This is a genomic window from Dactylosporangium sp. NPDC049140, assembly GCF_040648435.1.
Genome location: NZ_JBEZDS010000039.1, coordinates 88,826 through 109,256 on the forward strand (window position 1 = coordinate 88,826; position 20,431 = coordinate 109,256).

Here is a 20,431-nt window from a genome sequence, read left to right on the forward strand (position 1 = left end):
TCTCGCGAAAGCAGCCCCAACTGCCGGAGACTCTAACCCGATCGCTTTATACCTGTAAAGTCCGACTTTAGATGAATATTCGTATTATCCGCTTGGCAACAATTGCGCGGTCCGCGACAGCGGTGCCGACCGCCGAACACGCTGATCGCGGCGCCGCCCACCGGCGGCCCGGCGGCGACGGGGCTCCGGCACACACGACCGGTTGGTCGTGGGATCGGTCGCTGTACGCCGGACGCGTCACCCACTACGCGGCGGGGGCGGATTGCGTACCCGCCGGAACGCGACGACGCGATCGCCACCGCGGCCGGTCGACATGGCGCACAGCCGCCTCGACACCGGGACATTTGTCACGGCGAATCCGGTGTCGATGGCCCTGCCGGCGGCCAGGCCGGTTGACGACAGTGGCCTCATGTCACAGAACCAGACTCAGCGATGACACCGCCCGGCTCCGGCGGCGCGTCGAAGCTGCCGGCCCGGCTCCGTTCCTGGCGCAGCCGCGGCAGCACGCTGGCCGTCCTCAGCCTCGTCCCGCTGCTGGTGGCCGGCGTCGCCGCCGCCGGCGCCGGTCTCAGCGGCCCCGAACGGCCCACCTGCGCCGGCCATGACATGCGGTCAGGTGACACCTGCGTGACCGACCACGGGGACGAGTCCTACGCCGACGCGCAGGCCAGCGAACATCACGCCCTCGAGCTGGCAACGAGCGTCCGCAACGTCGCGGCCCCGCTCGGCGGGGGCCTCCTGGCCGGCGGCATCCTGCTCGCTCTCGGCTGCCACCTCGGCCTGCGGCGCGTGGCGGGTGGACGCGGACGGCGTGCTGGAGGGACTCACGACCCGCTCGGGTAGGTCGCCCGGCCCAGGGCCGTGAGCACGGCGTGTGCGGTGTTGCGGCCGCTGGCACCCCATACGCCGGCGCCCGGGAAGGTGCCGGCACCGGTCAGGAACAGCCCGCCCACCGCCGTGCGGTAGCGGGTCAGCTCGCGTCGCCGGCCGAGCAGCGCGCTCAGCGGCCCGCCGCTGAACGACGGCGCGTAGCCCCGGGTCAGGCCGAAGTCCCGCTCGTAGTCCACCGGTGTCATGGCCCGCCACGCGCCCACACCGTCCAGGAAGCCCGGCTCGGCCAGCGACGCCAGCCGGGTGAGCCAGCGCCGCGGCTCGGCGGAGCCGGCCCAGCCGCCGGTCAGCCCGTACGGTGTCCACAGCACCTCCAGGCTGAGCAGGTGCCCGCCGCCGGGCGGGCGCATCGCCGGGTCGCGCACCGACGGCACGTTGACGAGGAACATCGGCGGATCGCTCACCGCGGAGGCCGGCCCGGCGACCATCGCGGCGGGCGGCGGGCTCACGACCGTCGTCGCCATGTGCGGGACGATGTCTACAGTGGACAAGGCGCGGAACGCCGGCGGCGCGGCGACCACGGCGTCCACCTTGGACTCGTAGCCGTCTCGCGACGGCCAGGTGCCGCGCCGCAGTGAGGGCGGCAGCCAGTCGACGAGTACGGTACGCGGGTCCACCGCGCACACCACGGCCGGCGCCGCCAGCTGGGTGCCGTCCGCGAGCCGCACGCCCCGCACGGCCCGGCCTTCGACGACGAGCTCCGCGACGGGGCTGGCGGTGCGGATCGAGCCGCCGGACGCGGACACCACCGCCGCGAGCGCGTCGGGCAGCGCACCGCTGCCGCCGGCCGGGCGACCGACGCCGACGAGGTGACGCACGACCGGTCCGGCGGCGGCCATCCCGGTCCCGGGCGCCGCCGGCGACACGCCCCACACGCCGGGGCCGGTGGTCGCGAACGCCGACTGGATCCAGGTCGGCAGGCCGAACTCGCCGAGCACGTCGAGCAGGCTGCGCCGCCGCCACGACAGCAGCTGGGCGGCGGTCCGCGGCGCGGCCAGCCGCAGCAGGGATCGCAACGACGGCGGCGCGGCCGCCGCCGCGAGCACCAGCCGGGCGAGCGGCAGCGTGGCGTCGACATACCGCCGGTAGGCGGCGGCGATGGTGGCGGGCAACCCGGCGACGGTCCGGTCGACCGAGCGGTACTGCACGAACGCCGGCTCGTCGCCCCAGCCGATCGCCACCTCGACCGGATCGACGTCGAGATATGTCAGCCCGTGCTTGGCCAGGCCCAGCTCCTCGACGATGCCGGAGGCCAGCACCATGGTGTGGTCGCAGTTGCAGATGTTCACCCGGGCGCCGATGGCGTCCACCGTGGACGCACAGCCCCCGACGGTGTCGCGGGCCTCGACCACGACGACCCGGACCCCGGCGCGGGCCAGGTAGGCGGCGCACGTCAGCCCGTTGTGGCCGGCCCCGACAACGATGACGTCAGCCACCGTGCGAGAACCGCGCGATCTCGGCGAACGCGAGGCCGGCCTGACGGAGCATGCCGTCGTAGAGCGCCTTGCCGTGTTCGGCACTGGCGAGGGTCGGGTCGCCGAGGGTCCCGTCGGTGCCGAAGTCGTCGCTCGACCAGCCGAAGGACACCGGCCCGCCGAACCGGACCAGGTCGAAGCCGCTGAGCTGGGTGGGCACGTTGCGGGTCGCCAGGTCCATCCGCACCAGGTCGGGCCGCAGGTGCAGGACCAGCGAGGTCTCGTCCTTGCCTCCGTGGATGCCGGTGCCGAACTCCTCGGCCGGCGACGCGCCGCCGTGGTCCGGCGGCAGCGACGGATGCATGACGAACGTGGCGAGGCCGAAGTCGAGCCGCAGCTCGCGGGCGCTGACGTTGAGCAGCGCGGTGTTGCCACCATGGCCGTTGAGGAAGACGAGCTTGCGCAACGGCGTGTTCGCCACGCTGCGGCCGAGGTCGTGGACGACCGCCATGAGGGTGGCGGCGGACAGCCACAGCGTCCCGGGCGCCCAGGCGTGCTCGTTCGACTTCGTGCAGGCGAGCGCCGGCAGCAGCCACAGCTCGTGCTCGTCGCCGTAGGCCTCGACGGCGTCCTGCGCGATGGCCTCGGCGACGAGGAGGTCGGTCACCAGCGGCAGGTGCGGCCCGTGTTGCTCGATCGCGCCGACCGGCAGGACGGCGATCCCGTGCGCGGGCAGGGCGGCGACCGCCGGCGACGTCAGCGAGGCCAACCGTCTCATGACACTCCCAGAAGGTCGACGCAGCGGGGCAGGGTGTCCACCGTGGACGGTACGTGGATCACGGCCGGTCCAGCAGGGGTAGCACCTCGGTCGCGATCCGCGTCAACTGGTCCTTCACCCGCGGGTAGGGGTCGCCGGGCATCGCCGGGAAGAGGACGAGATCCTGCAGGCCGAGCGTCTTGCGGTACCGCTGAATGGCAGAAGCGACGTCGAACGGGCTTCCGACGGCCCACACGCCCTGGTCGACCGACTCCTCCAACGTCGGCCGGAAGCCCGCGGGTGCGGGCGCACCGTCCGGCCCGTTGTAGCCCCGGCCCCAGCCGTAGGGGCCGAGGAACCTCCAGAACTCGTCGTGGCCGGGCCGGACCTCGTCGAGGGCCTGCTCCCGGGAGTCGGCGACGGCGACGTTGAGGACCAGCAGGCGCCGCTCCCCCGGCCCGAGCGGCCGGCCGTGGTGCTGCTCGAAGAGCGTGCCGAACTCGTCCCAGTCGCGCCGCATCCGGTTGCGTTCCTTGAGCCAGAACACGCCGCCGTAGCCGCGGCGCGGTACCTCCTTGAGCGTCGGCGGACTGGTGACCGCCTGCCACGTCTCGAACGGGAACACCGGCCGCGGCACGAGGGTCAGCGCGGCCACGTCGCCGCCGCGGTCCGGGATGCCGGGCGGCGGAAGGCTGAAATGCTTGCCCTGGAAGGCGAACGACTCCTGGCCGACTGCGGCTTCGATGACGTCGAGAGCCTCGGCGGTGAGCTCGCGGTTGCGCCGGTCGGCCTCGGCGGCGTCCGGGTTGTCGTGGCTGCCGACCGAGAACTGCCCGGCGGTGAGTGGCAGCATCTCCCGCGGTACGGTGCCGCGCCCGACGCCGAGGATGCCGCGCCCGCCGCTGAGGTTGTGCACCAGCGCGAAGTCCTCGGCCAGGCGCAGCGGGTGCCACTGCCCGACGACGTTGAACATCGTGCCGATCCGCAGCCGGCTCGTCCGCGCGGCCAGAAACGCCGAGAAGAGCAGGCCGTTGGGCACCACCTCGTAGCCCTCGTGCTGGAAGTGGTGCTCAGTCAGCCAGAAGCTGTCATAGCCGAGCCGTTCGGCCAGGATGCCGCATTCCAGCAGCTCGCGATGGGCGTGCAGGACGGCCTGCTGGTCGTAGCGCCGGTCCAGCGGATCCGGGCCGCCCGCACCGGCGTCCGGCATCTCGACGCCGCCGAAGAGGAAAATGCCGACGCGCATGCACACCACCCGATGTTGAGCCCATCAACATTCGCCACGATGGTCCCGGCAGGTGTCGCCTGAATCAGCGAGTTGTTTCGGCCAGAAAAACTACTCCGGGATGCCGACGTTGTCCTGGACCAGGATGACGCGCACAAGCCCCGGGGCGGCGCGGCGCCACCGATGGCGGATGCCACCCGTGTAGTACAGGCTGTCGCGCTCGCCGAGGACACTGAGCGCGCCGTCGACGTCGACCTCGATGGTGCCCTCGGCAACGTAGAGGAACTCCTCGCCCGCGTGCACGTAGTACTCCTCGAAGGTGTCCGGGGCGCCGGTGAACTCCAGCGGCAGCATCGCCCGCTCGCCGTGGACCAGCGAGCGCACCGTGCCGCCCGGCGAGTCCACCGTGGGCAGCTCGGCCAGGGCGGCGCGGCTCGGCACGACGGAGACCGGCCCGGCGCCGGGCAGCGCGAGCAGCGCCTGCGCGGTGGTGTCCAGCGCCGCGGCGACGGCGGTCAGCGATCGCATGCTGGGCCGGGCGACGCCCCGCTCGACCTGGCTCAGGAACGGGTGGCTGAGCCCGGCCCGGCCGGCGACGTCGACCAGCGTCAGGCCGAGAAGGCGCCGCCGGGCCCGGATCGTGCCGCCGAGCTGGCGCAGAAGCTCGTCCTCAGTCATCCGCCGCCGGCCGCAGGATGGTGAACTCGCCGAACTCGTGACGCGTCGCCGGGCGGCGCAACAGGTCGGCGCCGGGGAAGCCGGCCGATCGGCCACCGACCACGTCGGCAAATGCGTCCGCGGCGCGGCGCAGGAACTGAGGACCCACCCGATAGCGCAGCGTGTGCGCGGGGAACATCGACGACACCGAACCACCTACCTCGCGCCAGGTCGAGGGTGACCGCCTGCGGCCGGGCCGCGACGGTGACGACCCGGGACTCGATGGGGCCGCCCGCAGGTCCACGACGCCGCCGGCCCCGACGGTCCACCCGTTGCGGGTGCCGATGTTGACCACACCAACATGCTGCCCCCGGGTCGTTTCGGCGCGATTACCGGCGGGGCAGTTTGCCGGGATTGAGCAGGCCATCGGGGTCGAAGCGCCGGGCCGCGGCGCGGACCAGGTCGAGCCGGTCGTGGTGCAGCACCCAGGTGTGGGGGTCGTCCACGTACACCTCGACCTCGGCCAACGCGTCCATGCCCGCGTAGAGCGAGGGCGTGTCGACGTACCGCGTGAACAGCATGCCGACCCAGGTGCGGGTTTCGCCGATGCGAAAGCCCTCCAGGTGGACCAGCGAGTCGGGAACCGTCGCGGCGACCTCCGCGCGGCGGTGGATCAGGCCGCGGCCCATGCACTGCAGGTGGGTCAGGTCGGGGCGCAGCTTGCGCACCCGGTGGGTGACATGGTTGTACGACAGCGAGGTGAGCAGCGCCGGGCCGTTGGCCCGCACGCCGGTCACCGTGCCCCCGCACGACACCACGATCGCGGTCGCCTCGGCCACGCTGCCGACCGCGACGATCGCCCGCAGCGACACCGAGCCCGGCGGCATCGCGGGGTCCACCGGCCGGTAGGTCGCGACGATGCCGGCCTCGTCCAGCGACACCAGGCGCGGCGTCGGGGACAGCTCGAAGAGCGCCTCACCGGCGGCCGCGGCCTGCTCCAGCGTGTCGAAGGCCGTGAACAGCGCCGTCCACTCGACGGCCGGGCGCAACGCCACGGTGGCGCCGGCGATCACCCCGCTGACGCCGAAGGCGTGCGCCATGGCGGTGTTGTCCGGGTACGGCACGGCGTGCAGACGCGGCCAGTCGGTGCACGCGGCCACCCGCAACTCGTGCAGGTAGCCGGTCCAGGTCGCGCCGTTGGCCAGCGAGCCGGTGCCGCCGGACCCACCGGCGATGAACCCGCCGATCGTGCTGCCCACGGTCGACGGCAGGATCGCCAGTTCCTGGCCGGTGGCCCGGGCGGCCTTCTCCAGCGCGACGAACGACGCGCCCGCGTCGGCGCTGATCGCACCGTCGGACACCCGATGGATCGTGGTGGCGCGGCTGGTGTCGAGCACCATCCCGCCGTACAGCGGGATGCCCTGCCCGTAGTTGCCCGTGCCCTGCCCACGCGGCGTGACCGGCACGCGGTGCCGGTGCGCGAGCGCCACGGCGCGGGCGACCCCGTCCGCGTCCCGAGGGAACACCACGACGTCGGCGACCCCGCCGGGCAGCAGCGGCGCGAGAACCGGGCTCATGTGCGCCCAGTCGGTGGACGCGGAGAGCCGCCCGGCGTCGTCGCGGCGCAGCGCCTTGGCACCGAACGCCGCGACGAGGTCGTCGGTGAGGGCATCCACAGTGGACGCCGGCACGGGGCGCACGTCCTCGGGCAGCCGGGCCGGCTCCCGGCCGGGAGCGCGACGGCTCCCGGCCGGAGAGATGGCGTTCATTACTTGAGACCGATCGACGGGTCGATGAACTCGTTGGTGGCAATGTCCGACGCCTTGATGTCGGGCTTCATCTCCTTGTTCTGCGCGGTGAAGATGGGCTTGGTGATGTCGATGAGCGCCGTCAGCCGGGAATCCTCGAAGTTGCCCAGCGTGCTGTCCTTGCCGTTGCCGACGATGCCGAGTGCCTTCATCTGCTTCACGCAGTCGTCGGCGACGCCCTGGCTGTAGGTCCAGCCGTTGTTGTACTTGTTGACCAGATCGAGGATCAGCTTGTTCGTCGACGCCGGATCGTTCATGAAGTCGACCTGCGCCTGCTGCATGATCGGCACCAGCTTCTTGAGGCAGGGCGCCAGCTTCTCCTTCTCGCCGGCGCGGATCGACAGCATCTGCTGGTAGAAGTCGAAGCCCGCGTCGGCGATCAGCTGGTACTTCACCGGCTTCCCCCACGCCTTGATCTCGTGCTCGTAGATGTAGGGCTCGGCGGTCGCGAAGCCCTGCTGGGCGACCTTGCCGCCGCTGGCGACGAAGTTGGCCGGCGCGCCGTCGTACGAGCCGTCGACCTGGGACTTCTTCAGGATGCCCTTGCCGGTGAAGTACTCCATGTAGGTGGCGCCCTGGAAGTACAGGACCTTGGTGTCGGTCTGGCCGATGTCGGCGATTGTCTTCCAGCCGGGGTGCGCGTCCGGCGACCACATGACGATCTGCGGGCTCTTCTCCAGGCCCGCGAAGACGCCGAGCGTCGGCTGGGTCTTCGACAGCGCGATCGCGTCGTCGCTGCCGCCGTAGCCGAGGGTGATCGAAGTGTCGGAGTACATCTGCGCGGCGACGTTCTGGAAGCCGATCGCCGGGCCACCGGCGCGAATCTCGATGCTGACGCCGGTGTTGGTGCCGTCCTTGGCGACCAGCGCGCCGGTGACCCGCTTCTTGTCCGCGTCGATCTTCGGGTTGGGGCCGACCATCTTGTAGGTGCCGCCGTGCTCGCTCTCCGGGTTCCAGTCGGTCTGCACGACGATCGTCGACGGGCAGACGCTCGCGAGGTCGTACGGGCTGCCGGCCGACGCGGACGGGCCGGCCGGGGCGCCGGAACCGCCGCCGTCGTCGGTCGCGCAACCGGCCAGCGCGAGCATGGAGAGGGCTGTCACTAAGGCTGTCCACTTGGGACGAATCATGTACACGCTCCCTGGGGGTGGGAATCTACTTAGCCGCGGCTGGCCTGGTACCACTTGCCGACGACGCGCCGGCCCAGCCAGCCGAAGAACAGGAACACCGTGATGCCGAGCAGGCTGGCGAGGAAGACGGCCGCGTACATCTGCTCGGTCTGCAAGCGGGAGCGGTAGACGTCGATGAGGATGCCGAGGCCCGGCTTCCCCTGCTTGAAGAACAGGTCGCCGACGAGCGCACCGATGACCGACAGGCCGGCCGAGATGCGGAAGCCGGCGAACATGGCCGGCAGACTGGCCGGGAAGAGCAGCTTGAACAGCCGGGTGAACCGGCCGGCGCCGTGCAGGCGGAACAGGTCGCGCAGCCCGGCGTCGGCCGACTGCAGGCCGAAGAGGGTGTTGGCGATGATCGGGAACAGCGCGATGAGCACGCACACCAGCAGCCGGCTCTGGAAGCCGAACCCCGTCCAGAGCGCGATCAGCGGCACCAGCGCCAGGACCGGGATGGTCTGCAGGATGACGGCCCAGGGATACAGCGACAGCTCCAGCCACTTCGCCTGGCTCATGAGCACCGCGCCGACGACCCCGACCACGATGGCGATCGCGAGGCCGAGCAGCGCGACCTCGGTGGTGAGCCACAGGCCGCGCATGAGGTTCTGGAAGTTGATCGGGTCGAGGAATCCGACGTCGATGATCTGGTGCGGCGGCGGAAGCAGGAAGCGGCGGCTGTCGTCCAGGACGTAGTAGGAGATCGTGTACCAGCCGCCGATGATCAGCGCGAAGACGCCGATCGGCGGCAGTGCGCGCCACAGCCGCATCCGCCGGCGCCTCCGCGGCGGCAGCTCGCTGACGTTGGTCACGGCGACGTCGGTGGAAGCTTCCAGGACACTCATGCCTTTGCTCCCCGGAGATGGGCGGAGATCGAACCGCACAGCGCCGCGAATTCCGGTGCGAAGCGCAACGACGGCTCGCGCGGGTAGTCGAACGGGACCTCGACGTCGGCGAGGATCCGGCCCGGGCGGCCGGACATGACGAGCACGCGGGTCGACAGGAACACCGCCTCCATCACCGAGTGGGTGATGAACAGCGCCGCGAAGCGCTGCAGGCGGAACAACGACAAGAGCTCGTCGTTGAGCCGCTCCCGGGTGATCTCGTCGAGCGCGCCGAACGGCTCGTCGAACAGGAACAGGTCGGGCGACAGGGTCAGCGAGCGGGCGAGTGACGTCCGCATGCGCATACCGCCGGACAGCTCGTGCGGCATGTGCTTGGCGAATGCGGTGAGCCCCACCAGCTCGAGGGCCTCGGCCGAGCGTTTGCGCCGCTCCGCCTTCGACAGGCCGTGCAGCTCGGCGAGCAGCTCCACGTTGGCCCGCACGGTGCGCCACGGCAGGAGCGTGGCATCCTGGAAGACGTACCCGAGCCGGTCGGCACCGACGTGGACCTGGCCCGCGGTGGCCTCGTCGAGCCCGCTGGCGATGCGCAGCAGGGTGCTCTTGCCACAGCCCGACGGCCCGACGATCGAGGTGAACTCGCCCGCCGCGACGGCGAAGTCGGCGCCGGTCAACGCCACCGTGCCATCCTTGAACGTCTTGTCGACGCTGCTGAACTGCAGTGCTGTCTTCGTCGCGAGTGTCACGGGCATGGGGTCCCTTCGAGCGAGTTCGCCTTCGTGGTCAGTCGGGTGCGGGCGGTGCGTGCAGCGTGCGGGTCACCGTCGTCGTGGCGACCAGGCGGCCGGCGCGCCAGACGAGGCGGTCCTGGTCGGCGGCGCCGAGCGCGGCGACGAGGTCCTCACCGCGCAGCGCCACCAGGTCGGCCGGCGCGCCCGCCTCGACGGCGACCGCCGGCAGGCCGAGCGCCGCCCGCGGGGCCGCCGTCACCGAGGCCACGGCGGCGGCCGGGCTGAGGTGGCCGGCGGTAACCATGAGCGCGGCGACCTCGAGAGGGTCGCCGCGGCCGACCGGGTGGAACGGGTCGCGCAGGTTGTCCCCACCGGCCGCCACGAGCGCCCCGGCGGCTTGCAGCGCGTGCACGGCGGTCAGCCCGCGCGGCGTGCCCACCGGCCGGTCGCGCCCTTGCAGGAACAGGTTGGTCTGCGGCAGCGCGACCACCGCCACCCCGGCCGCGCGCACCAGCTCGGCGACCTTCTGCTGTACCGCCACCGGCTGCACCGCCAGGCTCACGCAGTGGCTCGCGGTGGCGCCGTGCGCGAACCCGGTGCGCAGCACCAGCCCGGCCAGGGTGGCGAGGGTCAGCTTCGACGGGTCCAAGGTCTCGTCGGTGTGCAGGTCGATCGGCTTGTCCGCCTCCCCGGCGGCGTCGAGGCAGATGCCGACGGCCCGGTCCGGCATGGGGTCGAGGTGCGGGCAGCCGCCGGCGATGTCGGCGCCGCTGCGCAGAGCATCGCGGAGGTTGGCGCCGGCCGCACCGTCCAGCGGGTTGCCGACGAGCGCCACGAGCTGCAGGTCCACGGTGCCGGCCCACGCCGCGCGAACCTCGACGAGAGCCTCGAGCGCGCGCATGCCCATCGTGGAGCCGACGTTGACGTGGCTGCGGACCGCCGTCGTGCCGTGGGCGAGCATGACCCGCAGGGCCTTGTCGGCCCGCCTGGCGATGTCGGCCTTGGTGAAACGGTCCGCGGCGGCCTGCATCGCGCGGATGGCCCCGAGCAGGTCGCCGGTCGGGTTGTCGACCTGCGAGGCGGTGAGCGCCTTGTCGAGATGGGCGTGCGGCTCCACGAACGACGGCAGCAGTACGTAGCCGGTGAGGTCGGCATCGCCGTCGTCCAAACCTGCCGGCGGTACCACGGCCGAGATGGTGCCGTCCGCCAGCCGGACGTCACACTGACGTCCGTCGGGCAACGTCGCGTTGCGCAGCCAGGTCATGCGACCTCCGCTTCGCTCCGGCCGCACGACCTCCGAGCTGAGCCCATGATGCCCGGCCCCTCCGCTTCGCTCCGGACCGGTCATGGGCGCAGCTCCCGTCCGATCGTGGCCAGGTCGCGCGCGGTGGCGAGCTCGTGGCCGGCCCGGGTGCCGGCCGACAGGTTGACGCCGTCGACGCCGGGGTGCGCAAGCAGCTCGCGGGCGAGCGAGATCGCCGCGTCGATGCCGGCGACACGCTGGTCCGGGGCCTCGAACAGGCCCGCCAGGTAGCCGGGCGGGAGCCGGCCGGCGGCGAAGCCGGCCAGTACATCTGCGGAAACCGCATCCGTGGCGACGGGAACGCAGGCGAGGACCGTCCCGGCGAACCCCGCGCCCCGCAACGCGTCGACCGCTCGTTGGACCGGCTCGGCGCCGCCGCAGTGGTCGACCACGACGACGTCGGCGCCGGCGGCGACCTTGGTGAGCAGGCGCGGCAGCCGCAGCCCGGCCGGCGGGCTCGCCGGGGCGTGGGCCACCGACACGCGCAGCCCCTCCCGGCGGGCCAGGGCGGTGAGATCGGTGGAGTCGAGGTCGAACACCGGCATCGCGTCGGGGCGGTGGCCGAGCGCCGGATGGTCGCCGGTCACGCAGTGCACCCCGGCGGCCCCCGCGTCCGCGCAGGCGGCAAGCTCCCCTTCGAGCGCGACGCGGTTGCGGTCGCGGCAGTTGACGCCCGGCCAGGCGGCGACGCCCTCGTCGGCAAGGAGGCGGGCGCGGTACGACGGCGGGAACTGGACCCGTTCGGCGCCGTGGTCGCCGAGCAGGAACGCGTCGGCCGAACCGGAGAGGATGCGCGCGCTCGCCCGCAGGCTCGCGGCGTCCAACGGCGCGGCCGGCAGGTCGGTGAGGACGAACGGCCTCGCGCTTTCCCGGCGTGCGGCCGGCTCCAACGCGATCGGGAACGGCCACGCGCCGGTGTACGGGCAGGGGCCGAACGACGGCACCTCGCACATGCCGGAGTCCGACACGCCGGCGCAGGGGCCGTGTGCCATGTGCTTGGGACAGGCCGCTCGGGCGACCTCCCAGGCGGCCGACACGATGTTCGCCACATCAACAATCTCGTGGTCTTGACGACATCGACGGTTTCGCTCCCATGACACTTGCGTTTCCACGCCGCCGGCGCCTCACCCGCCCGTGCTGCACGGTGGAGGCCTGGCACTGCCTCTTGCGGGAACGCAAGGGGCCGCCCGCATCGCCCGACCGGGTGACCGGCCGGGCCACTCGGACGTGGACATCCGGCAACCACCCAGCGACTCCTTTCCGGCTTTACCCGTGCCTACCCGGGCCGGATCCGGGCGCTTTGCGGGTCGGTCGAGCTCAAGGGCCCGAGCACGCGCGCCGGACCGACCCGGCGCTCGACGAGGTCTTCGTCCGCCTCGCACTCGACCCGCAGCAGTCGGTCGACCTCCTCCGCCAGGCTCAGGACGCGCGACCGACCAGGTCATGGTGCGGCCTGTGCGCGCTCGTTTCGACGTTGAGCTGGATGGCGTGGCCGACGGAACCGTGAGCTTGATGTCGGCTGAGCCGTGCGGCTGCCCGCTGTAGCGGTCCAGGTCGACCAGCCGCAGCGTGTACGGTCCGCCGACCGGCGCCGGCACGACCCAGATGGCCTGGACATTGCGGCCGGGCGGGAGTGTCGGTAACGATTCGATGGCCCGTAATGACGATCATGCTTGCCGCCGGTCCGCGACCCTGTGCTGGTAGAACTCGACCTCGGCGGGCGCGAGCGGGGTGTTGCCGAGGATGAGGTCGGCGCTCTTCTCGGCGAGCATCATCACCGGCGCGTAGATGTTGCCGTTGGTGACGTACGGCATGACCGAGGCGTCGACCACGCGCAGGCCGTCGACGCCGTGCACCCTCAGGCTCGACGGGTCGACGACCGCCTGCTCGTCGGTGCCCATCCGGCACGAGCACGACGGGTGCAGCGCCGTCTCCGCCTCCCGGCCGATCCAGTCCAGGATCTGCTCGTCCGTCTCCACGGCGGGGCCGGGCGAGAGCTCTCCCCCGTCGTACCGGCGCAGCGCCGGCTGCCCGAGGATGTGCCGCGACACGCGGATCGCCTCGACCCATTCCCGCCGGTCCTTCTCGGTGGACAGGTAGTTGAAGCGCAGCGCCGGCGGCATCCGTGGATCGGTGCTCCTGATCTTGACCGAGCCCACCGCGTCGGAGTACATCGGGCCGACGTGCACCTGGTACCCGTGACCGCCGGCCGGGGCGGAGCCGTCGTAGCGCACCGCCAGCGGCAGGAAGTGGAACATGAGGTTCGGGTAGGCGACCTCGTCGTTGCCGCGGACGAACCCGCCGCCCTCGAAGTGGTTCGTCGCGCCGGGGCCCGCGCGCAGGAACAGCCAGCGGAAGCCGATCCACGGGTAGCGCCACCGCTGCAGGTTCGGCTGCATCGAGACGGGCTGCGTGCAGGCGTGCTGGACGTAGACCTCCAGGTGGTCCTGGAGGTTCTCGCCGACGCCCGGCACGTGCGCGACCGCGTCGATGCCGAGCGCGGCCAGCTCCGCGGCGTTGCCGACGCCGGACAGCTGCAGCAGCTGCGGGGAGTTGATGGCGCCGCCGCACAGGATGACCTCGCCGGCGCGGACCTGCCTGACCGTGCCGCCGCGCCGGTACTCGACGCCGACGGCACGGGTGCCCTCGAACAGCACCCGCGTCACGAACGCTCGGGTCCGCACCCGCAGGTTCGGTCGCCGCATCACCGGGTGCAGGTAGGCGCGGGCCGCGGAGAGCCGCCGTCCGCGGTGGACGTTGCGGTCGAACGGCGCGAACCCTTCCTGCCGGTAGCCGTTGACGTCGTCGGTGAGCGGATAGCCGGCCTCCTGCACGGCGGCGAAGAAGGCCTGGAACAGGGGGTTGCCGGCCGGTCCGCGCTCCAGCACCAGCGGGCCGTCGTGGCCGCGGAACGCGTCGTCCGGCTCGGCGGCCAGGCACGTCTCGATCCGCCGGAAGTAGGGCAGGCAGTGCGCGTAGTCCCAGGCGGCCATGCCCGGGGCGGCGGCCCACCGCGCGTAGTCCAGCGGGTTGCCGCGCTGGAAGATCATGCCGTTGATGCTGCTCGATCCGCCGAGCACCTTGCCGCGGGCGTGGTAGATCCGGCGCCCGTGCAGCATCGGCTCCGGTTCCGAGGAGTACCGCCAGTCGTAGAACCGGCTACCGATCGGGAAGGTCAGCGCCGCCGGCATGTGGACGAACACGTCCCACGGGTAGTCGGACCGGCCGGCCTCCAGGACCAGCACCCGGTGCGCGGGGTCGGCGGAGAGCCGGTTGGCCAGCACGCTGCCGGCCGATCCGCCACCCACGATGACGAAGTCGACGTCGGTCATCGCGCGCCCGGCCCTGCGTCGGTCTCCGTGTTGATCTTCGCCGTGATCCAGGCGTGGAAGTCGCCGATGTGGTGCTCGTTGGGGACCAGCACGCCGCCCCGCGCGTACATGCGGGAGCTCATCGCCGGCTGGCATCGCTCGCATGCCTCGAAGTCCTGCAGGTTGACCCGGTGGAACAGCTCGACCGAGTGCTCGATGTCCGTGCCGGCCTGCACGACGCCGGGCAGGTAGAGCCAGTCGCACTCGACGATGGTGTGGTCGGCGGCGAGCGGGAACATCCGGTGCAGGATCACGTGGTCGGGCACCAGGTTGAGGAACACCTGCGGCCGGATGGTGGCCGCGTAGTAGCGGCGGTCCTGCTCCGGCGCGATGCCCGGGATCCGGTCGAGCCCGGGTGAGCCGTCGACCGTGAACCCTTCGATGCCGTCGCCGAACTGCGCGCCGTGCCCGACGAAGTACTGCGCCGCGTAGCCGTCGGCGAACTCGGGGAGCACCTCGACCAGTTCCGGGTGGATGGTCGCGCAGTGATAGCACTCCATGAAGTTCTCGACGATGAGCTTCCAGTTCGCCTTGACGTCGTAGACGATCCGGCGGCCGAGGGCCAGTTGCTCGATGCCGTACCGTTCGATGGCGGCCGGGTCGCCGAGGCGCTCGGTCACCGCGCCGATGACCGTCTCCTCGAACGACGGTGGCACGTCGGCGAGGCAGAGCCACACGTACCCGAGCCATTCGCGGACGTGGACCGGCACCAGGCCGTAGGCGTCGCGGTCGATATCGGCCATCTTCGTCAGGTTGGGGGCCGCGATCAGGCGGCCGCCGAGGTCGTAGGTCCACGCGTGGTAGTAGCACCGGAACGCCCGCTGCACCGTGCCGCTCGGTTCCGGGCACAGCCGGGCGCCGCGATGCCGGCAGACGTTGAAGTACGCCCGCACGGACTGGTCGCGGGCCCGGGTGACCAGGATGCTCTCGCGGCCGACCTGGACGGTCCGGAACGCGCCCGGCGCGGCCAGCTCGTCGGATCTGGCCGCGCAGAACCACATCGCCTCGAAGATGCGCTCCTGCTCCTGGGCGAACACCTGCGGGTCGGTGTACGCGTTGCCCGGCAGCGTGGCGATGAGACTGGGTGGCAGGCTGAGGGTCACGGCGCCTCCAAGGGGAGTGGGGCAGCGAGCCGGCGTCGCCAACGGGAGAAGGCCGGCGTGCGGTTCATGCCGAGGACGGCGACCGGGCGCCCTGCGCGCCGGTACACCGCCAGGAAGCTGCGGCCGGCCACGTCGCCGTCCTCGATGCCGACGTCGTCGCCGGCGAGCGCGTGCCCGGCGAACTGGATCCGGACGCCGTACTGGTCGGACCAGAAGTACGCGGGCGTCGGGGCGGGTGGTGCCGCGCCGAGCAGCGTGGCCGCGGCCGTCCTGGCCCGCTCGCGCGCCGAGGTCCAGTGCTCGGTGCGGTGGTGGACACCCAGGTCCGGGTCGTACCAGCTGGCGCAGTCGCCGACCGCCACGATCCCGGGCGCACCGGTCGCGCCGTGCGCGTCGCAGCGCACGCCCCCCTCGACGGTCAGGCCGGAGCCGGCCAGCCAGTCGACCGCCGGGCGGCTGCCGACGCCGACGACCACCACGTCGGTGGGCAGGTGCCGGCCGTCGCGCAGGTCCACGCCCTTGACGTGCCCGGTGCCGCCGGCGGTGAGGCGGTCCACGCCGACGCCGCAGATCAGCGTCGTGCCGTGGTCGGCGTGCAGGGCCGCGACCGCCGCGCCCATCGCGACGCCGAGCGGGGCGGCCAGCGGCGTCGGCAGCGCCTCGACCACGGTGACGTCCACGCCTATCGTGCGGGCGGTCGAGGCGACCTCGGCGCCGATGAAGCCGGCGCCGACGATGACGAGGCGGCGCGCCGACGCCAGGTCGGCGCGCAGTGCCCGGGCGTCCTCGAGCGTCCGCAGCGTGTGCACGCCCGGCGGCCGCCCGGTCCGGGGGTGGCCCGGCAGTTCGCGCGCGACGGCACCGGTGGCCAGGACGACGCCGTCGGCCGGCAACGTGGCGCCGCCGTCGAGGTGGACGGTTCGCGACGCCGGGTCGAGTCCGGTCGCCGCCCGCCCGAGCAGCCAGCGTGCCGAGAGGTCCTCCTCGTCGCCCTCCAGGGTCAGGTCCTCCTCGGTGTACTGCCCGGCCAGGAACTCCTTGGACAGCGGCGGCCGGTCGTAGGGGCGGTGCGCCTCGGCGCCGACGAGCACGAGCTCGCCGTCGAAGCCGTACGCTCGCAGGGCGCGGGCGGTGCACAGGCCCGCCAGCGAGGCGCCGACGACGACGATCCGTTTCACGGCGCGCTCACCGACGGCGTCACGTACACGGTGCCGTCGACCACGTCGACCCGGTGGGTGCGCACCGGCCGTTTCGCCGGCGGCGCGTCGACCCGGCCGGTGCGCAGGTCGAACCGCGAGGCGTGCAGCGGGCACTCGACCTCGCACCCCTCCAGCCAGCCGTCGGCGAGGGACGCGTCCTGGTGGGTGCACGTGTCGTCGATCGCGTACACGTCGCCGCCCTCCGTGCGGAACACCGCGATCGGCGGGTCGACGTCGAGCCGCCGGGCTTCGCCGGGCGCCAGCGCTGCGAGGGCGCACACCGCGATCATGCCGGTACCCCCGCCGTCACGTATTCGACCATCGCGTCGAGCAGCCAGCGGGCCAGGTAGTCGGCGAACGAGGCGCGCACGAACACGTAGTAGTGGTCCGGTCCGGGCCGGTGCAGCACGACCTGCGCCTTGGCCAGGTTGGTCTGCGCGCACCCGCCGACGGCGAACGCCTCCGGGTGCAGGTCCAGCGAGCAGCCGTGGGCGAGCACGTCGCGCGAGCACGGGCCGGCGAGCTGCAGCACGGTACGCGCCGCGGAGACATCGACGACCGCGTAGTGCTCGTCGCCCAGTTCGCTGCGCAGCAACGGTTCCAGCGGCTCGCCGGGCTCGTCGACGAGCAGGTGCCAGCTCGGGCCGAGCCACAGCAGGGTGCGGGTGGCGGCGACGGCGGCCAGCCGGGCCGCGGCGGCACCACCGGGCTCGACGCGCACCTCCAGCTGTTGCAGGAACGCGAGTTCCTGCAGGTGTACCGTCGCCGCGCTGCCGGTCGCGGCGAGTTGGCCCGCGAGGTGCGCCAGGGGACTGCGGCGCGGGTGCGGTCCACTGTGGACGTCAGCCGTCACGGCGTGCGCCCTCCTTGTCGTAGAACACCGGCTCGACCACGACGACCGGATGGGCCTGCCCGTCCGACACCGCGAACAGGGTCTCGCCCCGCCGGTCGAGCCCGCCGGCGAGCAGGCCGAGCGCGAACGTCCGGCCCAGCGTGGCGCTGCGGTAGCTGGAGGTGACGTGCCCGAGCATCGCCGCCGGGATCGGTGGCGGGATGCCCGCCACCAGTTGTGCGCCCTCGGCGACGACGGTGTCCGGGTCGGCCGGGAGCAGCCCGACGAGTTGCTTGCGGCCGGCGCGGGCGGTGTCGGCGCGCTGGAACGACCGCTCGCCGATGAAGTGCTTCGCTGTCGACACCGCCCAGCCGAGGCCGGCGTCGGCCGGGGTGACGGTGCCGTCGGTGTCCTGCCCGACGATGATGAACCCCTTCTCGGCGCGCAGGACGTGCATCGCCTCGGTGCCGTACGGGGTGATGCCGTAGGGCGCGCCGGCCGCGTGCACCGCCTGCCACAGCGCGAGGCCGTGCCACGCCGGCACGTTGATCTCGTAGCTGAGCTCGCCGGTGAAGCTGATCCGGAAGATCCTCGCCGGCAGGCCACCGTCCGCGGTCTGCAGCGTCGCCGCACGCACCGTCATGAACGGGAACGCTTCGGCCGACACGTCGAGGTCGGGAGCGAGGACCCGCACGACGTCGCGGGCGCGCGGCCCGACGACCGCCACCGCCGCCCACTGCTCGGTGACCGAGGTGGCGTGCACGCGCAGGTCCGGCCACTCGGTCTGCAGCCACTCGTCGAGCCAGTCGAGCACCGCGGCCGCGTTGCCGGTGGTGGTGGTCAGGTGATACCGGTCCGGGGTGAGCCGGGCGGTCACCCCATCGTCGAAGATCATCCCGTCCGGGCGGCACATCACGCCGTACCGGCAATGGCCGACGGCGAGCGAGGAGAACCTGTTGGTGTAGATCCGGTCCAGCAGCACCCCGACGTCGGGGCCCTGCAGGTCGATCTTCCCGAGCGTGCTGACGTCCATCATCGCCACGCCCTCGCGGGCGGCGCGGCACTCGCGCAGCACCGCGGCGTCGAGGTCCTCGCCGGGCCGGGGGTAGCTCCAGGGGCGCTTCCACTGCCCGACGTCCTCGAAGACCGCGCCGTTCGCCTCGTGCCATTCGTGGATCGGGGTCCGGCGCACCGGGTCGAGCAGTTGGCCGCGGTCCCGGCCGGCGAGCAGTGCGAACGCGATCGGTGTGGCCGGCGGCCGGTGGGTGGTGGTGCCGAGCTCGCCGACCGGCCGGCCGAGGGTCGCGGCGAGCACGCCGGCACCGGCCACGCCCGTGGACCGGCCCTGGTCGGCGCCGGTGCCGATGGTGGTGTACCGCTTGACGTGCTCGCTGGAGCTCATCCCCGCGCCGACGGCCCGGCGCAGGTCGTGCAGGGTCGCGTCGCGGTGCGCGTCGACGAAGACCTGGTCCTCCCGCCCGGGCCCCGGTTCGACCAGCCACAGCGCGGCCGGCCCAGTGGTCGCCCCGGCGCCCGTCGCCACCGGCGTCGCCCGCGGGCGCGGCGGCGCCCCGTGACCGGCGGCCTCGCCCTCGGCGATCGCCTCGGCCGGGTCGAACGTGCCGTTGGCCGCGCCGACCGAGCGGTGCCCGTCGACGGCCGTGCCGGGCACGAACGCCGCGACGGCGTCGGACCAGGTGGTGCGCCCGCCGGCCTGGCTGTACAGGTGCACGTTGGGGTTCCAGCCGCCGGACACGGCGAGGAGGTCGCACTCGATCCGCCGTGCCGGACCGCACGGCGCGCCGTGCCCGTCGATGGGCGCCACGTGCGCCGCGGTGAGCACGCCGCCGGTGTCGCCGTCCGTGCCGGTGACGCCGTACCCGGTCCAGACCGGCACTCCCCCGCCCCGCAGCGCCTCGATGAGCGGCCCCTGCGCGCCGGCGCGAGCGTCGAGGACACCGGCCAGTTCCACGCCCATGTTGAGCAGGTCCAGCGCGTCGCGCAGCGCGCCGTCGTGGGCGCCGAACACGAGCGCGCGCCGGCCGGTGCGCACCCCGTAGCGCCAGGCGTACCCGACGGCGGCGCCGGCCAGCATGACACCGGGCCGGTCCCCGCCGGCGAAGAGGATCGGGCGCTCGTGCGCGCCGGTGGCCAGGATGACGCGGCGCGCGCGGATGTGCCAGAGCCGTTGCCGCGCCACGTGCGCCGGTGCGGCGTCGCCAAGATGCTCGGTGCGCCGCTGCACCGCGACGAGGAAGTTGTGGTCGTACGCGCCGGTGACGGCCGTCCGGTTGAGCACCCGCACGTCGGGCAGCGCGGCCAGCTCGGCGGCCATCGCCGGCACCCTGTCCAGCGCCGGCGAGGGCCGCTCGGCCAGCAGCGCACCGCCGAGCTCCGGTTGTTCGTCGGCGAGCAGGACGCGGGCGCCGGTCCGGCCGGCGGCGAGTGCGGCGGTCAGCCCGGCCGGTCCGCCACCGACGACGAGCACGTCGACGTGGATCCAGGTCTTGTCGTACCGCGAGGAGTCCGGGGTGTCCGGCAGCTCGCCCCTGCCAGCGAGGGACCGGGCGATCAGGCCGTCGTAGACCTCGAGGGTGGTCGCGCGGGCCATCGGTTCACCCGGACCGCTGTCGACCTGGACGAACGCGTGCGGTTCGGCCGGGCCGAGGTCGGCGACGCCGCGCGGGCGACCCGTGTACGGGCCGCGGGCGACGGTCCGCACGCCGTTGGCCAGCAGCGCCGAGGCGAGGGTGTCGCCGGGGTGCGCCGGGTACTCCCGGCCGTCGAAGCGCAGCGTGACGACGCGGGTCCGGTCGATGCGGCCACCGGCCGGCAGCCGGAACGGTTCCGCCGCGGTCATCGCAGGTCTCCGGTGGCGGGTCCGGCGGGCTGGATCTCGTTCGAGACGGTGTGCCGCGTGACGGTGAACCAGCGGCGGCAGCCGGCCGTGTGGCACCACCGCTCGGCGAACCATCCCTTGGGGTTGTCCCGCATGAAGACGTACTCGGCCCACTGGGTGTCCGGCAGCGCCATCGGGTCCGGCGGGTAGGCGACGCCGGCCTGCCCGCCGTAGCGGAACTCGGTCTCGTCGCGGTGTCCGCACCAGGGGCACGGAATGGACAGCATCG

19 protein-coding genes are annotated in these 20,431 nt (G+C 72.9%); 1 reads left to right on the plus strand and 18 read right to left on the minus strand.

Going from position 1 to position 20,431, the window contains the following annotated elements; translation table 11 throughout:
- Positions 1 to 432: 432 nt before the first annotated feature.
- Entirely contained in the window at positions 433 to 843 is a 411-nt protein-coding gene (locus AB0B76_RS42360) for a hypothetical protein (RefSeq protein WP_360386501.1), read from the plus strand.
- Here AB0B76_RS42360 and AB0B76_RS42365 read toward each other — a convergent pair.
- The 18 genes from AB0B76_RS42365 to AB0B76_RS42450 form a co-directional block, all read right to left on the minus strand.
- Positions 825 to 2,327, minus strand: a complete 1,503-nt coding sequence (locus tag AB0B76_RS42365; protein WP_360386504.1) for an NAD(P)/FAD-dependent oxidoreductase — start codon at positions 2,325 to 2,327, stop codon at positions 825 to 827. The genes AB0B76_RS42360 and AB0B76_RS42365 overlap by 19 nt on opposite strands.
- Complete coding sequence (locus AB0B76_RS42370) at positions 2,320 to 3,084, minus strand: creatininase family protein (protein WP_360386506.1); 765 nt, start codon at positions 3,082 to 3,084, stop codon at positions 2,320 to 2,322. The genes AB0B76_RS42365 and AB0B76_RS42370 overlap by 8 nt, the downstream gene beginning before the upstream one ends.
- A 58-nt stretch (positions 3,085 to 3,142) precedes the next feature.
- Positions 3,143 to 4,309 (minus strand): LLM class flavin-dependent oxidoreductase, encoded by a 1,167-nt coding sequence (locus tag AB0B76_RS42375; protein WP_360386508.1) that lies wholly within the window; start codon positions 4,307 to 4,309, stop codon positions 3,143 to 3,145.
- 90 nt (positions 4,310 to 4,399) lie between these two features.
- Positions 4,400 to 4,966 (minus strand): XRE family transcriptional regulator, encoded by a 567-nt coding sequence (locus AB0B76_RS42380; RefSeq protein ID WP_360386510.1) that lies wholly within the window; start codon positions 4,964 to 4,966, stop codon positions 4,400 to 4,402.
- Positions 4,959 to 5,153, minus strand: a complete 195-nt coding sequence (locus tag AB0B76_RS42385; RefSeq protein ID WP_360386513.1) for a hypothetical protein — start codon at positions 5,151 to 5,153, stop codon at positions 4,959 to 4,961. The genes AB0B76_RS42380 and AB0B76_RS42385 overlap by 8 nt, the downstream gene beginning before the upstream one ends.
- Positions 5,154 to 5,334: 181 nt before the next feature.
- Complete coding sequence (locus AB0B76_RS42390; RefSeq protein ID WP_360386516.1) at positions 5,335 to 6,714, minus strand: FAD-binding oxidoreductase; 1,380 nt, start codon at positions 6,712 to 6,714, stop codon at positions 5,335 to 5,337.
- Complete coding sequence (locus AB0B76_RS42395; RefSeq protein WP_360386519.1) at positions 6,714 to 7,856, minus strand: hypothetical protein; 1,143 nt, start codon at positions 7,854 to 7,856, stop codon at positions 6,714 to 6,716. Before AB0B76_RS42395 ends, AB0B76_RS42390 begins: the two co-directional genes overlap by 1 nt.
- A gap of 56 nt (positions 7,857 to 7,912) precedes the next feature.
- Positions 7,913 to 8,767: an ABC transporter permease gene (locus AB0B76_RS42400; RefSeq protein ID WP_360386522.1), complete on the minus strand. Its 855-nt coding sequence runs from the start codon at positions 8,765 to 8,767 to the stop codon at positions 7,913 to 7,915.
- A complete protein-coding gene (locus tag AB0B76_RS42405) occupies positions 8,764 to 9,516 on the minus strand; it encodes an ABC transporter ATP-binding protein (protein WP_360386525.1) in 753 nt (250 codons plus the stop codon). The genes AB0B76_RS42400 and AB0B76_RS42405 overlap by 4 nt, the downstream gene beginning before the upstream one ends.
- Before the next feature lie 31 nt (positions 9,517 to 9,547).
- Positions 9,548 to 10,759, minus strand: a complete 1,212-nt coding sequence (locus AB0B76_RS42410) for an amidohydrolase family protein (RefSeq protein ID WP_360386527.1) — start codon at positions 10,757 to 10,759, stop codon at positions 9,548 to 9,550.
- A gap of 80 nt (positions 10,760 to 10,839) precedes the next feature.
- The gene (locus AB0B76_RS42415) at positions 10,840 to 11,847 is read right to left on the minus strand and encodes a methylenetetrahydrofolate reductase C-terminal domain-containing protein (RefSeq protein WP_360386530.1); all 1,008 of its coding nucleotides are present in this window, start codon (positions 11,845 to 11,847) and stop codon (positions 10,840 to 10,842) included.
- Between the two features lie 618 nt (positions 11,848 to 12,465).
- Positions 12,466 to 14,130: a choline dehydrogenase gene (gene betA / locus AB0B76_RS42420; protein WP_360386532.1), complete on the minus strand. Its 1,665-nt coding sequence runs from the start codon at positions 14,128 to 14,130 to the stop codon at positions 12,466 to 12,468.
- The gene (locus tag AB0B76_RS42425) at positions 14,127 to 15,272 is read right to left on the minus strand and encodes an aromatic ring-hydroxylating dioxygenase subunit alpha (protein WP_360386535.1); all 1,146 of its coding nucleotides are present in this window, start codon (positions 15,270 to 15,272) and stop codon (positions 14,127 to 14,129) included. The genes betA and AB0B76_RS42425 overlap by 4 nt, the downstream gene beginning before the upstream one ends.
- Entirely contained in the window at positions 15,269 to 16,450 is a 1,182-nt protein-coding gene (locus AB0B76_RS42430; RefSeq protein WP_360386538.1) for an FAD-dependent oxidoreductase, read from the minus strand. The genes AB0B76_RS42425 and AB0B76_RS42430 overlap by 4 nt, the downstream gene beginning before the upstream one ends.
- Positions 16,447 to 16,761: a bifunctional 3-phenylpropionate/cinnamic acid dioxygenase ferredoxin subunit gene (locus AB0B76_RS42435; RefSeq protein ID WP_360386541.1), complete on the minus strand. Its 315-nt coding sequence runs from the start codon at positions 16,759 to 16,761 to the stop codon at positions 16,447 to 16,449. The genes AB0B76_RS42430 and AB0B76_RS42435 overlap by 4 nt, the downstream gene beginning before the upstream one ends.
- Positions 16,758 to 17,324, minus strand: coding sequence for a sarcosine oxidase subunit gamma family protein (locus AB0B76_RS42440; protein ID WP_360386544.1), 567 nt, complete (start codon positions 17,322 to 17,324; stop codon positions 16,758 to 16,760). The genes AB0B76_RS42435 and AB0B76_RS42440 overlap by 4 nt, the downstream gene beginning before the upstream one ends.
- Positions 17,314 to 20,163, minus strand: coding sequence for a 2Fe-2S iron-sulfur cluster-binding protein (locus AB0B76_RS42445; RefSeq protein WP_360386546.1), 2,850 nt, complete (start codon positions 20,161 to 20,163; stop codon positions 17,314 to 17,316). Before AB0B76_RS42445 ends, AB0B76_RS42440 begins: the two co-directional genes overlap by 11 nt.
- Entirely contained in the window at positions 20,160 to 20,429 is a 270-nt protein-coding gene (locus AB0B76_RS42450; RefSeq protein ID WP_360386548.1) for a sarcosine oxidase subunit delta, read from the minus strand. The genes AB0B76_RS42445 and AB0B76_RS42450 overlap by 4 nt, the downstream gene beginning before the upstream one ends.
- Positions 20,430 to 20,431: the final 2 nt, after the last annotated feature.